Source organism: Micromonospora palomenae, from assembly GCF_007829925.1.
Taxonomy (GTDB): domain Bacteria; phylum Actinomycetota; class Actinomycetes; order Mycobacteriales; family Micromonosporaceae; genus Micromonospora; species Micromonospora purpureochromogenes.
Genome location: NZ_VIXA01000002.1, coordinates 794,150 through 807,555, shown reverse-complemented (window position 1 = coordinate 807,555; position 13,406 = coordinate 794,150). Strand labels below are relative to the sequence as shown.

Annotated in this window: 12 protein-coding genes; all 12 read left to right on the top strand. The window is 71.6% G+C overall.

Annotated features, from left to right (window positions below; all coding sequences use genetic code 11):
• Window positions 1–56 precede the first annotated feature (56 nt).
• The 12 genes from FHX75_RS14770 to nuoH all read left to right on the top strand — a co-directional run bounded on the left by FHX75_RS14770 (window position 57) and on the right by nuoH (window position 13,405).
• On the top strand, window positions 57–1,292 hold the full coding sequence (locus tag FHX75_RS14770; protein WP_154940369.1) for an LPXTG cell wall anchor domain-containing protein: 1,236 nt from the start codon (window positions 57–59) through the stop codon (window positions 1,290–1,292).
• Between the two features lie 111 nt (window positions 1,293–1,403).
• Window positions 1,404–2,114, top strand: a complete 711-nt coding sequence (locus FHX75_RS14765) for a demethylmenaquinone methyltransferase (RefSeq protein ID WP_154940367.1) — start codon at window positions 1,404–1,406, stop codon at window positions 2,112–2,114.
• Between the two features lie 87 nt (window positions 2,115–2,201).
• A complete protein-coding gene (locus FHX75_RS14760; RefSeq protein WP_088959280.1) occupies window positions 2,202–2,426 on the top strand; it encodes a hypothetical protein in 225 nt (74 codons plus the stop codon).
• Window positions 2,427–2,560: 134 nt separating this feature from the next.
• Window positions 2,561–3,838, top strand: a complete 1,278-nt coding sequence (locus FHX75_RS14755; RefSeq protein WP_154940365.1) for a geranylgeranyl reductase family protein — start codon at window positions 2,561–2,563, stop codon at window positions 3,836–3,838.
• 133 nt (window positions 3,839–3,971) lie between these two features.
• Window positions 3,972–4,337 (top strand): NADH-quinone oxidoreductase subunit A, encoded by a 366-nt coding sequence (locus FHX75_RS14750; RefSeq protein ID WP_088959279.1) that lies wholly within the window; start codon window positions 3,972–3,974, stop codon window positions 4,335–4,337.
• A gap of 14 nt (window positions 4,338–4,351) precedes the next feature.
• Window positions 4,352–5,029 (top strand): NuoB/complex I 20 kDa subunit family protein, encoded by a 678-nt coding sequence (locus tag FHX75_RS14745; RefSeq protein WP_088959278.1) that lies wholly within the window; start codon window positions 4,352–4,354, stop codon window positions 5,027–5,029.
• A complete protein-coding gene (locus FHX75_RS14740; RefSeq protein ID WP_154940363.1) occupies window positions 5,026–5,763 on the top strand; it encodes an NADH-quinone oxidoreductase subunit C in 738 nt (245 codons plus the stop codon). The genes FHX75_RS14745 and FHX75_RS14740 overlap by 4 nt, the downstream gene beginning before the upstream one ends.
• Entirely contained in the window at window positions 5,760–7,085 is a 1,326-nt protein-coding gene (locus tag FHX75_RS14735) for an NADH-quinone oxidoreductase subunit D (RefSeq protein WP_154940361.1), read from the top strand. Before FHX75_RS14740 ends, FHX75_RS14735 begins: the two co-directional genes overlap by 4 nt.
• Complete coding sequence (gene nuoE / locus FHX75_RS14730; protein WP_154940359.1) at window positions 7,082–8,227, top strand: NADH-quinone oxidoreductase subunit NuoE; 1,146 nt, start codon at window positions 7,082–7,084, stop codon at window positions 8,225–8,227. The genes FHX75_RS14735 and nuoE overlap by 4 nt, the downstream gene beginning before the upstream one ends.
• A complete protein-coding gene (nuoF, locus tag FHX75_RS14725) occupies window positions 8,224–9,540 on the top strand; it encodes an NADH-quinone oxidoreductase subunit NuoF (protein ID WP_154940357.1) in 1,317 nt (438 codons plus the stop codon). The genes nuoE and nuoF overlap by 4 nt, the downstream gene beginning before the upstream one ends.
• Window positions 9,540–12,056, top strand: coding sequence for an NADH-quinone oxidoreductase subunit G (locus FHX75_RS14720; protein ID WP_154940355.1), 2,517 nt, complete (start codon window positions 9,540–9,542; stop codon window positions 12,054–12,056). Before nuoF ends, FHX75_RS14720 begins: the two co-directional genes overlap by 1 nt.
• On the top strand, window positions 12,053–13,405 hold the full coding sequence (gene nuoH, locus FHX75_RS14715) for an NADH-quinone oxidoreductase subunit NuoH (RefSeq protein ID WP_154940353.1): 1,353 nt from the start codon (window positions 12,053–12,055) through the stop codon (window positions 13,403–13,405). Before FHX75_RS14720 ends, nuoH begins: the two co-directional genes overlap by 4 nt.
• Window position 13,406 lies beyond the last annotated feature (1 nt).

The following is a 13,406-nucleotide window of genomic DNA, read 5'->3' as shown; positions in this document are numbered from 1 at the left end:
CGATACCGTCCGCTCGGTCCGCAACCCATTCCACTGTCCCTAACCCCGGGGGATCGATGACACTGTTCCACCGCTCGGCCCTGGCGCGCGCCGGTGCCGTCGCCCTGCTCGCCGCCGGTGGTCTCGCCACCGTCGCCGCCCCGGCGCACGCCGCCGACCAGGCGGACCTCGAGCTGATCCCGATCAGCAAGGAGCTGGCCAAGGGCGTCAAGGAGGCCAAGGCCAAGCCGTTCAAGTTCCAGGTCGACAACACGCGCGGCGCCGTCGACGCCAAGGACGTCGCGGTCACCGTCGAGACCAAGGGCCTCAAGCCCGGCAAGGTCGGCGTGGTCGTCCCGGACGGCTGCGAGGTCGAGGACACCCGCTTCACCTGCCTGCTCGGCGACCTGACCGCCGGCACCACTGAGGACTTCGGCATCCCGCTCTTCTCCACCGGCGGCCGCGGCGACGCCGGCACGCTGACGGTCACCATCAGCGCGGCCACCGCCGACCCCGACCTGGAGAACAACACCGTCGAGCACGACATCACCGTCGCCCGGCCCGGCTACGACCTCACCACCTGGGTGCAGGACGTGTACGCCGACGTGACGGTCGACGGCGACGAGGCCGGCGAGTCCGGCCTCAAGCCGGTCAAGCCCGGCGACACCGCCCCGCTGGACTGGGCGGTCTACAACGACGGCAGCCGGAAGGCGACCGGCGTCGCGTACGGCATCACGCTGCCGGCCGGCGTCACCTTCGCCGAGGTGCCCGAGGGCTGCGTCGAGCAGGAGCTGGGCGGGCTCGCCCAGGCGTACTGCGAGGACGCCGGCGCGGTGCTGCGGCCGGGCCAGTTCTACACCTCCGACGTACGGGTAAAGGTCGGCGCGGACGTCACCGAGAAGGTGCTCCGGCCGGGCTTCGTCTTCGCCGCCGGTCTCGATGCCGCCCAGGGGCAGCCCGAGGAGGAGCCGCAGGTCGCCAGCCTCGGCCAGCGCCGGGCGTTCACGGAGACCGACGACCTGGACAACACCGCCCAGTTCGACGTCTTCGTCGACCTGAGCACCGGGCCGTCGCCGAGCCCGAGCCCGACCGGCCAGCCGACCGCCACGCCGAGCGGCCAGCCGACCGCGACCCCGACCTCGGGCGGCGGCACCGGTGGCGGTGACGGCGGCCTGCCGGTGACCGGCGTGCAGGTCGGCCTGATCGGTGCCATCGGCGGCGCCGTGCTGCTCGCGGGCGGAGCGCTGCTGGTGCTCTCCCGCCGGCGCAAGGTGGTGCTGGTGACCCCGGGCGACGAGAAGTCCGAGGACTGATCCGAGGAGACGACGCGAGGGCGGGGTGGGCGACCATCCCGCCCTTTCGCGTACCCGCCGGCCGGCCGACCCAGCGGCCGTCGGGCGGAGCCGGGCTGGCAGAGTGGAGGGGTGAGCCGTACCCCGCAGGGCCAGCGCGCCAGCCTGGACAAGCAGCCGCACGAGGTCGCCGCGATGTTCGACGGCGTGGCGGCCCGCTACGACCTGACCAACACCGTCCTCTCCTTCGGGCAGGACCGGTCCTGGCGGCGGGCCACCCGGGCCGCGCTCGACCTGCGGCCGGGGGAGCGGGTGCTGGACGTGGGCGCGGGCACCGGCGTCTCGACCGAGGAGCTGGCCCAGTCCGGGGCGTACGCGATCGGCGCCGACCTGTCGCTGGGGATGCTGCACGCCGGCAAGCGGACCCGGCCGGGAGTGCCGCTGCTGGCCGGTGACGCGCTGAAGCTGCCCTTCGCCGACGCCAGCTTCGACGCGGTGACCATCTCCTTCGCGCTGCGCAACGTCAACGACACCGACGCGGCGCTGCGCGAGCTGGCCCGGGTGACGAAGCCGGGTGGCCGCCTGGTGGTCTGCGAGTTCAGCACCCCGGTCAACCCCGCCTTCCGCACGGTCTACCTGTCGTACCTGATGCGGTCGCTGCCGACGGTGGCGCGCGCGGTGTCCAGCAATCCCGACGCGTACGTCTACCTGGCGGAGTCGATCCGGGCCTGGCCGGACCAGGCGGCGCTCGCCGCCCGGGTCGGCGCGGCCGGCTGGGGACGGGTGGCCTGGCGCAACCTGACCGGCGGCGTGGTGGCGCTGCACCGGGCGATCCGCGACTGACGACGCCGGACCGGCGGCGATCCGGTCAGACCGCTTTCTTTCGTGAATATCCGTCTTTGGTCCACTTTGCCCCGTAGGCTCGCCCCCATGACGGGACCAGAGCAGGTGGGTGGGGCCACCGACGACGACGCCGCCGAACTCATCGCCCAGCTCAAGGAGCTGGCCGGCGCGGATCCCGCGGACGTCCGTCAGGTCGTCGCCGAGGTGCTCGCCGCGCTGGACCGCGCCGCCGGCGGGGCGCTGCGCGAGCACCTGCCCGAGACGATCCGGGTCGACGCCGGCCTGGACACCGCCGCGCCGGCCCGCCCCTGACCTCAGCATGGACGCCGAACGGCGGATTTCCGGCGAGTTAGGTACCCCTCATCCGGCGGTGGTGTAACGCCGGTCATAGACTCCAACCCGATCGGCTTGTGAAGCATTTCACGAGCATGCGGGAGGAGGCGCAGATGACCGCGGTGGAGAACGACGCCGACGTGATCGTCGTGGGCGCCGGTCCCGGAGGATCGGCGACCGCGTACCACCTGGCGCGGCACGGCGTGCGTGTGCTGCTGCTGGAGAAGACCGAGTTCCCTCGGGAGAAGGTCTGCGGCGACGGGCTCACCCCGCGCGCCGTACGGCAGCTCGTCCGGATGGGTGTGGACACCTCACCCGAGGCGGGTTGGCTGCACAACAAGGGCCTGCGGGTGATCGGCGGCGGAGTACGCCTCGAACTGGACTGGCCCGACCTGGCCAGCTTCCCCAACTACGGCCTGGTCCGCACCCGGCTGGACTTCGACGACCTGCTCGCCCAGCGCGCGGTCGCCGCCGGCGCCAAGTTGCGCACCAGCGTGAACGTGATGGGTCCGGTGCTCGACGCCGACGACCGGGTGATCGGCGTGCGGGCCGAGGTCGGCCCGGAGAAGGAGCCGGCCACCTTCCACGCGCCGCTGGTGGTCGCCGCCGACGGCGTCTCCGGCCGCTTCCCGCTCGCCCTCGGGCTGGCCAAGCGGGAGGACCGGCCGATCGGCGTGGCCGTCCGGCGCTACTACCGCTCGCCGGCCAAGCACGACGACAACTACCTGGAGTCCTGGCTGGAGCTGCGCAGCAAGGACAGCGGTGACAACCTGCTGCCCGGCTACGGCTGGATCTTCGGCCTCGGCGACGGCCGGGTCAACGTCGGCCTGGGCGTGCTCAACTCCTCCTCGGCCTTCGGCAAGACCAACTACCGCCGGCTGCTCACCGACTGGCTGGCCAACACCCCCGAGGACTGGGGGATGACCGACGAGACGAACGCCGAGGGCCCGATCCTCGGCGCGGCGTTGCCGATGGGCTTCAACCGGGTTCCGCACTACACCCGGGGCGTGCTGCTGGTCGGCGACTCCGGCGGCATGGTCAACCCGTTCAACGGCGAGGGCATCGCGTACGCGATGGAGTCCGGCGAGCTGGCCGCCGAGGTGATGGTGCAGGCGCTGGCCCGGCCCGCCGGCCCGGAGCGGGAGCGCGCGCTGGCGGCGTACCCGACGGAGCTGAAGGCGCGGTTCGGCGGCTACTACCGGCTCGGCGGGATCTTCGTGAAGCTGATCGGCCGTCCGGAGATCATGCGGATGGCCACCAAGCACGGCATGCCGCACCCGACGCTGATGCGCTTCGTGCTCAAGCTGCTGGCCAACCTGACCGACCCCCGCGGCGGGGACGCGATGGACCGGGTCATCAACGCGATGACGAAGGCGGCGCCAGCCGTCTGAACGACCACGTCCGGGCCGGTGTCGGCCCGGGCGGGGACAGAGATCGACCCCCGCCGGAGGACCCGGCGAGGGACGTGAATAGTGTGATTTTCGTCAAGCACCAGGGGCAGGGGAAGGACGAGCAGGAGAAAAGATGTCGCTCTCGCCTTACGCACCGATCATCGGGCTGTTCGCCCTCGCCGCGGGGTTCTCGCTGTTCTCCGTGGCCGCCGCCCGCTTCGCCGGTCCCCGGCGCTTCAACAAGGCCAAGCTCGAGGCGTACGAGTGCGGCATCGAGCCGAGCCCGCAGCCGGTCGGCGGCGGTCGGTTCCCGATCAAGTTCTACCTGACGGCGATGCTCTTCATCGTCTTCGACATCGAGATCATCTTCCTCTACCCCTGGGCGGTCTCGTTCGACGCCCTGCCGATCTTCGGCTTCGTGGAGATGGTCATGTTCATCGTCGCGGTCTTCGTCGCATACGCCTACGTGTGGCGGCGCGGCGGCCTGGACTGGGACTGAGGGAGGTACGTCAGATGGGCATCGAGGAGAAGCTCCCCGCCGGCGTCCTGCTCACCTCCGTGGAGAAGCTGGTCAACTGGTCGCGGAAGTCGTCCGTCTGGGGCGCCACCTTCGGCCTGGCCTGCTGCGCCATCGAGATGATGGCCGCCGGTGGCCCGCACTACGACATGGGCCGCTGGGGCATGGAGGTCTTCCGGGCCTCGCCGCGTCAGGCCGACCTGATGATCGTGGCCGGCCGGGTGAGCCAGAAGATGGCTCCGGTCCTGCGCCAGATCTACGACCAGATGGCGGAGCCCCGCTGGGTGCTCTCCATGGGCGTCTGCGCCAGCAGCGGCGGCATGTTCAACAACTACGCGATCGTCCAGGGCGTCGACCACGTGGTGCCGGTGGACATGTACCTCCCCGGCTGCCCGCCCCGGCCCGAGATGCTCATCGACGCGATCCTCAAGCTCCGCGAGAAGATCATGTACGAGCCGCTGGGCGCGAACGGCCGCAAGATGCTCCAGGCCCGCCAGGAGCGCGGTGACGTCCCGGTCGTGCCGTACGGCTCGATGCCGTCCTCGTACCGCAACGACAAGGCCCGGCGTGCCGAGTGGACGAAGGCCGTCCGCGAGGGGCGCGAGGAGCAGCTGCGGATCGAGAACTGGATGAACGCCCAGAACCACCTCCACGCGCACGGGGGCCCGAAGTGACCGCACCGAACGACAGGACCAACGACGGCGGGGTGCCGGTACCGGTCACCCCGGCGGGGGCCAGCAGCGGCGCCCCCGCCGAGCACCCGCCGTCCAGCCCGGCCGGCCGAGGCATGTTCGGCAACCAGGGCAGCGGTGACGTCTCCGGCTACGGCGGCCTGGTCCGCCAGCGCCGGCCGATCGAGGAGGCCCCCCGGCCGTACGGCGGGTACTTCGACGAGGTCCGCGACGCGCTGGAGGAGGCGTACCCGGCCTTCGGCGACGCGATCGAGAAGGTCGTCGTCGACCGCGGCGAGCTGACCCTGCACGTCCGCCCGGAGCGGATCGCCGAGGTCTGCCAGGTGATGCGGGACGACCTGGCGCTGCGCTTCGAGCTCTGCTCCTCGGTCTCCGGCGTGGACTACCTCGGCGCGGACGACCGGCGGCTGCACGTCGTCTACCAGCTCACCTCGATGACCTACCGGCGTCGGGTCCGGCTGGAGGCCGCGGTCTCCGCCGAGCAGCCGCACCTGCCGAGCGTCACCGCCGTCTACCCGACCGCCGACTGGCAGGAGCGGGAGGCGTACGACATGTTCGGCATCGTCTTCGACGGCCACCCCAACCTCACCCGGATCCTGATGCCGGACGACTGGGAGGGGCACCCGCAGCGCAAGGACTACCCGCTCGGCGGCGTGCCCGTCGAGTACAAGGGCGCGGAAATCCCACCGCCGGACCGTAGGAGGTCCTACCAGTGACCACGTCCAACTACGCGACCGAGCGCGAGACCACCGAGGGCAGGGTCTTCACCGTCACCGGTGGGGACTGGGACCAGGTCGTCGCCGGCACCGACCCGATCAACGACGAGCGGATCGTCGTCAACATGGGTCCGCAGCACCCGTCGACGCACGGGGTGCTCCGGCTGATCCTGGAGCTGGAGGGCGAGACGGTCCGCGAGGCCCGCTCGGTCGTCGGCTACCTGCACACCGGCATCGAGAAGAACCTCGAATACCGCAACTGGGTCCAGGGCTCGACCTTCGTGACCCGGATGGACTACCTCTCCCCGCTGTTCAACGAGACGGCGTACGCGCTGGCGGTGGAGAAGCTGCTCGGCATCACCGACGAGGTGACCGAGCGGGCCACCACCATCCGGGTCCTGATGATGGAGCTCAACCGGATCTCCTCGCACCTGGTCTGGCTGGCCACCACCGGCATGGAGCTGGGCGCGATCTCGATCATGCTGTACGGCTTCCGCGAGCGGGAGTACATCCTCGACATCTTCGAGACCATCACCGGCCTGCGGATGAACCACGCGTACGTCCGGCCGGGCGGCGTCGCGCAGGACGTGCCGGACGAGGCGATCGCCAAGATCCGCGACTTCCTGAAGATGATGCCGAAGAAGCTCAAGGAGTACGAGGACCTCCTCTCCGGCCAGCCGATCTGGACCGAGCGGACCCAGGGCGTCGCGGTCCTCGACGTGACCGGCTGCGTCGCGCTCGGCGTGACCGGCCCGGTGCTCCGCTCCGCCGGCCTGGCCTGGGACCTGCGCAAGACCATGCCGTACTGCGGGTACGAGACGTACGAGTTCGACGTCCCGACCCACCCGGACGGCGACGTGTGGGGCCGCTACCAGGTCCGGCTCGCCGAGATCCGCGAGTCGCTGAAGCTGGTCGAGCAGGCGCTGGACCGGTTGAAGCCGGGCCCGGTGATGGTCGCCGACCGCAAGATCGCCTGGCCGGCGCAGCTGGCCATCGGCGTGGACGGCATGGGCAACTCGCTGGAGCACGTCGCCAAGATCATGGGTCAGTCGATGGAGTCGCTGATCCACCACTTCAAGCTGGTCACCGAGGGCTTCCGGGTTCCTCCGGGCCAGGTGTACGTCGGCATCGAGTCGCCCCGCGGCGAGCTGGGCGTGCACGCGGTCTCCGACGGTGGCACCCGGCCCTACCGGGTGCACTACCGGGAGCCGAGCTTCGTCAACCTGCAGGCCCTCCCGGCGATGGCCGAGGGCGGCCTGATCGCCGACGTGATCGCCGGTGGCGCCTCGCTGGACCCCGTGATGGGTGGATGTGACCGATGAGCGTTTTCACTGAGCAGACCCGGGAGCGGGCGCGGGAGATCATCGCCCGGTACCCGGCCGACCGGTCCCGGTCGGCGCTGCTGCCGCTGCTGCACCTGGTGCAGTCCGAGGAGGGCTACGTCTCCCCGGCCGGCGTCGAGTTCTGCGCCGAGGTGCTGGGCCTGAACAAGGCCCAGGTCGGCGCCGTGGCGACCTTCTACACCATGTACAAGCGCAAGCCGACCGGCGACTTCCTGGTCAGCGTCTGCACCAACACCATGTGCAACGTGCTCGGCGGCCAGGAGGTCTACGACACCCTCGCCGAGCACCTGGGCGTCGGGCACGACGAGACCACCGCCGACGGCAAGATCACCCTGGAGCACGCCGAGTGTCTCGCGGCCTGCGACTACGGCCCGGTGATGACGGTCAACTACGACTTCTTCGACGGCGTCGACCCGCAGGGCGCGCTCGGGGTGGTCGAGGAGCTGCGCGCCGGTGGCCGGCCGATGCCGACCCGGGGCGCCCGGCTCTGCACGCTCAAGGAGATGGCGGTGCAGCTCGCCGGTTTCGCCGACGAGCGTGAGGGCGCGGTCGCCGACGGCGGCCCGGGCGAGCCGACCCTGCGCGGCCTGCGCCTGGCCGAGCAGCACGGCATCTCGGTGCCCGGCTTCGACCCGAACACCCCGATCCGGAGCAAGGCCGAGGCCGACAAGGCCGCCGCGCAGGCGAAGGCCGCGGAAGCCGCCAAGGCCGAGCCCGCCACGGCCGCGCCCGCGAGCGGCAACGGCGCCAAGCCGGGTACGCCCGGCAACGCCGGCGCCGGCGAGCCGGCTCCCGCCGCCGCGGCCAGCGGCAGCACCGCCCCGGACGTGAAGGCGCCGGACGACAAGTCGCCGCAGGTGCGTACCGCCGAGACCCGGCAGCCCGACGCGCAGACCGCCGTGCCGGACGCCCCGGGCACCAAGATCCCGACGGACAACACCGCCCCGGCGCCGCGCGACGCGCAGGAGGCGCAGGCCGCCGGCCTGGCGGCCAACCCGCCGGCCAGCGACGGCAAGCCCGCCGGCGACGAGGCCGGTGCGCAGCAGCGCAACCTCAAGGAAGCGGAGGCGGGAGCCAACGCCGGCCCCGCCGTCGCGAGCGAAACGGGGGGCCAGAAGTGACCACGCCTCGGCCGGAGACGCTGGCCAAGCTCACGCCGGTGCTCACCAAGCGCTGGCTGTCGCCGGACGCCTGGCGGATCGGCACCTACGAGAAGCTCGACGGCTACGCGGCGCTGCGCAAGGCGCTCAAGGCGCACCCGGACGACCTGATCCAGCTGATCAAGGACTCCGGCCTGCGCGGTCGTGGCGGCGCCGGCTTCCCCACCGGTCTCAAGTGGGGGTTCATCCCGCAGGGCGACGGCAAGCCGCACTACCTCGTGGTCAACGCCGACGAGGGCGAGCCGGGCACCTGCAAGGACCTGCCGCTGATGACGCACGACCCGCACTCGCTGGTCGAAGGCGTGATCATCGCGTCGTACGCGATCCGGGCCAACCGGGCCTACATCTACATCCGCGGCGAGGCGGTGCACGCCGCGCGCCGGCTGCGCAACGCCGTGCAGGAGGCGTACGCCAAGGGCTACCTCGGGCGCAACATCCAGGGCAGCGGCTTCGACCTCGACCTGGTGGTGCACTCCGGCGCCGGGGCGTACATCTGCGGTGAGGAGACCGCGCTGCTGGACTCGCTGGAGGGCTTCCGGGGCCAGCCCCGGCTGCGCCCGCCGTTCCCGGCGACCCACGGCCTGTACGCCAGCCCGACCGTGGTCAACAACGTCGGCACCATCGCCAGCGTGCCGTACATCGTGCTGGGCGGCGCGGACTGGTGGAAGACCATGGGCACGGAGAAGTCCTCCGGCCCGATGATCTACTCGCTCTCCGGCCGGATCGCCAACCCGGGCCAGTTCGAGTGCTCGATGGGGATCACCCTGCGCGAGCTGATCGAGCTGGCCGGCGGCATGCAGCCCGGGCACAACCTGCGGTTCTGGACGCCGGGCGGCTCGTCGACGCCGCTGCTGACCGCCGAGCACCTGGACGTGCCGCTGGACTTCGAGGGGGTGGCGGCGGCCGGCTCGATCCTGGGCACCACGGCCACCCAGATCTTCTCCGACCAGGACTGCCCGGTCTACGCGACCTACCGGTGGCTGGAGTTCTACCACCACGAGTCGTGCGGCAAGTGCACCCCGTGCCGCGAGGGCAACTACTGGATGGTCCGGGTCTACCGGCGGATCCTCGCCGGTCAGGGCACCCACGAGGACCTGGACACCCTGCTCGACACCTGCGACAACATCCTGGGCCGCTCGTTCTGCGGCCTCGGTGACGGTGCGACCAGCTCGGTGACCTCGTCGCTGAAGTACTTCAAGCAGGACTACCTCGACTACATCGAGGGACGTACCGCGCCGAAGCTGTCGGACAAGCAGTTGGTGGGAGCGCACTGATGACTGACGTCGTAAAGGCCCCCGACACCGTCACGCTCACCATCGACGGCGTCGAGGTCACCGCCCCCAAGGGAGCGCTGCTGATCCGGGTCGCCGAGCAGTTGGGCACCGAGATCCCGCGCTTCTGCGACCACCCGCTGCTGGCCCCGGCCGGCGCCTGCCGGCAGTGCCTGGTCGAGGTGGAGGGGCAGCGCAAGCCGGTCGCCTCCTGCACCCAGACCGTCGCCGACGGCATGGTGGTACGCACCCAGCTCACCTCACCGGTCGCCAAGAAGGCGCAGGAGGGGGTCATGGAGCTGCTGCTGCTCAACCACCCCCTCGACTGCCCGATGTGCGACAAGGGCGGCGAGTGCCCGCTGCAGAACCAGGCCATGTCCACCGGCCGCACCGACTCCCGGTTTCACGAGCACAAGCGGGAGTACGAGAAGCCGATGCCGATCAGCACCCAGGTGCTGCTCGACCGCGAGCGCTGCGTGCTCTGCCAGCGCTGCACCCGGTTCTCCGAGGAGATCGCCGGCGACAAGTTCATCGACCTGATGGGCCGGTCGTCCGCCGAGGAAATCAACATCTACCGGGACGACGCGTACGGCGCGGAGTCCGGGGACGACAGCGGCGACGTGCCGTTCAACTCCTACTTCTCCGGCAACACCGTGCAGATCTGCCCGGTGGGCGCGCTGACCGGCGCGCAGTACCGGTTCCGGGCCCGCCCGTTCGACCTGGTCTCCAGCCCGAGCGTCTGCGAGCACTGCTCGGCCGGTTGCGCCCAGCGCACCGACTGGCGGCGGGGCAAGGTGCTGCGCCGGCTGGCCGGCGACGACCCGGCGGTGAACGAGGAGTGGAACTGCGACAAGGGCCGGTGGGGCTTCCAGTACACCCGCGCCTTCGACCGGCTCAGCACCCCGCTGGTCCGCGACGAGCGCACCGGTGAGCTGCGCGAGGCCTCCTGGAGCGAGGCGCTGACCCGGGCCGCCGAGGGGCTGCGCGCCGCCCGGGACTCCGGCCAGGGCACCGCGGTGCTGACCGGCGGCCGGCTGACCGTCGAGGACGCCTACGCGTACGCGAAGTTCGCCCGGGTCGCGCTGCACACCAACGACATCGACTTCCGGGCCCGGCCGGTCTCCCGCGAGGAGGCCGACTTCCTGGCCAGCACCGTCGCCGGGGCCACCGAGGTGACCTACGCCGACGTGGAGAAGGCGCCCGCGGTGGTGCTGGTCGGCCTGGAGCCGGAGGAGGAGTGCCCGATCCTCTTCCTGCGGCTGCGCAAGGCGTACCTGAAGAAGAAGCTGACGGTCTACGCGATCGCCCCGTTCGCCACCCGTGGCCTGGAGAAGCTCGGGGCCAAGCTGGCCCGGGTGGTGCCGGGCGAGGAGGCGAGCGTGCTCGCCGAGCACGACACGGTGACCGAGGCGCTCAGCGCCGAGGGCGCCATCCTCTTCGTCGGCGAGCGACTGGCCACCGTGCCGGGCGCGCTCTCCGCCGCGGCGGACGTGGCCCGGCGTACCGGAGCGAAGCTGGCCTGGGTGCCGCGGCGCGCGGGTGACCGCGGCGCGGTCGACGCGGGCTGCCTGCCCAACCTGCTGCCCGGCGGGCGTCCGGTCACCGAGCCGGCCGCCCGCGCCGAGCTCGGCGAGACCTGGGACATCCCGGCCGGGGTGATCCCCAGCCAGGCCGGGCGGGACACCGACCAGATTCTCGCGGCGGCCGCCAACGGCCAGCTCGGCGCTCTGGTGGTGGCCGGCGTGGACCCGGCCGACCTGGCCGACCCGCGCCTGGCCGAGCAGGCCCTGGACGCGGTGCCGTTCCTGGTCAGCCTGGAGCTGCGCAACTCGGCGGTGGCCCGCCGGGCGGACGTGGTCTTCCCGGTCGCCCCGGTGGTCGAGAAGGCCGGCAGCTTCCTGGACTGGGAGGGTCGGCTGCGCACCTTCGAGGCGGTGCTGAACACCGCCGCGATGACCGACGGCCGGGTGCTGGACGCCCTCGCCGCGCAGCTCGACGTCCGGCTGGGCACCGGTGACGTGCCGAGCGTCCGCCGCGAGCTGGGCGGCCTGCCGCCGACCCGGGTGGACCGTCCGGCCGCGCCGTCCGTCGCGCCGGCCACGGTGCCGCAGCCCGGCGCCGGCGAGGCCGTGCTGGCCACCTGGCACCAGCTGATCGACCTGGGCAGCCTGACCGACGGCGACGAGCACCTCGCCGGCACCGCCCGCCCGCCGGTGGTCCGGCTGGGCAAGGGCACCGCCGAGACGCTCGGCGTCGCCGACGGCGACCCGGTGACGGTGGGCACCGACCGGGGGGCGCTGACCCTGCCGGCGGAGATCACCGAGATGCCCGACGGCGTCGTCTGGCTGCCGACCAACTCACCCGGTTCGACCGTCCGGCGCAGCCTCGGCGCGACGTCCGGCGCGGTCGTACGGATCTCCGTCCCCGCCGCCACCGGCACGGCCATCCCGGCCGGGCGGGTCGCGGCGGACGAGGCCGACCGTCCGGGTCCGCTCCTCAACGCTGGGGGTAACCAGTGAGCGCGCTCTACCTCGCGCAGGACCCGACGCTGGCCGACTTCGGGAAGGACCCGTGGTGGCTGGTCCTCGGCAAGATCGTCTTTGCCTTCGTCTTCGGCCTGCTGGCCACGCTGCTCGGCGTCTGGTTCGAGCGGCGGGTCGTCGGCTACATGCAGGTGCGGCCCGGCCCCAACCAGGTCGGCCCGTTCGGCCTGCTGCAGACCCTCGCCGACGGCCTGAAGATGGCCTTCAAGGAGGACATCCTCCCGCGGGCCGCGGACAAGGTCGTCTACTTCTTCGCGCCGACCATCTCGGTGATCTGCGCGGTCACCGCGCTGTCGGTGGTGCCGTTCGGCCCGATGGTGAGCATCTTCGGCCACTGGACGCCGTTGCAGGTCACCGACGTGCCGGTGGCGGTGCTGGTGCTGCTGGCCTGCTCCTCGATGGGCATCTACGGCATCGTGCTCGGCGGCTGGGCCTCCGGCTCGACGTACCCGCTGCTGGGCGGCCTGCGCTCCAGCGCCCAGATGATCTCGTACGAGGTCGCGATGGGGCTGAGCATCGTCGCGGTGTTCATGACCGCCGGCACGATGTCGACCAGCGGGATCGTCGCCGCCCAGGCGAACGGCACCCAGCTCAGCATCGGCGGCTTCGACCTCCCGGCCCCCGGCTGGTACGCGATCCTGCTGCTGCCCAGCTTCATCATCTTTTTCATCTCCACCGTCGGTGAGACCAACCGGGCGCCGTTCGACCTGCCCGAGGCGGAGTCCGAGCTGGTCGCGGGCTTCATGACCGAGTACAGCTCGCTGAAGTTCGCGCTCTTCATGCTCTCCGAGTACGTCTCGATGGTGACCATGTCCGCGGTCACCACGACGCTCTTCCTCGGCGGCTGGCGGGCACCCGCGCCGATCACCACCTTCTGGGCCGGGGCCAACTCCGGTTGGTGGCCGATGCTCTGGTTCTTCGGCAAGGTGCTGATCCTGGTCTTCGTCTTCGTCTGGCTCCGGGGCACGCTGCCCCGGCTCCGCTACGACCAGTTCATGCGCTTCGGCTGGAAGGTCCTGCTCCCGATCAACCTGGTCTGGATCCTGGTCCTGTCCGGGCTGCGCTCGATCGAGGACTGGCAGTCCCGGGACCGGCTGCTCGCCACCGCCATCGGCGCGGGCGTGCTGCTGCTGGTGACGCTCTTCTGGCCGAGCCGCCGGCAGGAGCGGAAGCCGACCGTGCAGGAACAGGTCAACAGTCGGCCGCACGGCAGCTTCCCGCTGCCCCCGATGGACCTTCAGGTACCACCGAGCCCGCGCACCAAGCGCGTGGTCGCCGAGCGGGAGCCGGCCAACATCGCCGGCTCGGACTCCAGGGAGGTGTGAC

What these genes read in the sequence shown, in the direction of transcription:
- FHX75_RS14760 (WP_088959280.1), top strand. Translation starts at nt 2,202, where the DNA reads ATGACGGGACCAGAGCAGGTGGGTGGGGCCACCGACGACGACGCCGCC.
- FHX75_RS14720 (WP_154940355.1), top strand. Translation starts at nt 9,540, where the DNA reads ATGACTGACGTCGTAAAGGCCCCCGACACCGTCACGCTCACCATCGAC.
- FHX75_RS14750 (WP_088959279.1), top strand. Translation starts at nt 3,972, where the DNA reads ATGTCGCTCTCGCCTTACGCACCGATCATCGGGCTGTTCGCCCTCGCC.
- FHX75_RS14755 (WP_154940365.1), top strand. Translation starts at nt 2,561, where the DNA reads ATGACCGCGGTGGAGAACGACGCCGACGTGATCGTCGTGGGCGCCGGT.
- FHX75_RS14745 (WP_088959278.1), top strand. Translation starts at nt 4,352, where the DNA reads ATGGGCATCGAGGAGAAGCTCCCCGCCGGCGTCCTGCTCACCTCCGTG.
- nuoE (WP_154940359.1), top strand. Translation starts at nt 7,082, where the DNA reads ATGAGCGTTTTCACTGAGCAGACCCGGGAGCGGGCGCGGGAGATCATC.
- FHX75_RS14770 (WP_154940369.1), top strand. Translation starts at nt 57, where the DNA reads ATGACACTGTTCCACCGCTCGGCCCTGGCGCGCGCCGGTGCCGTCGCC.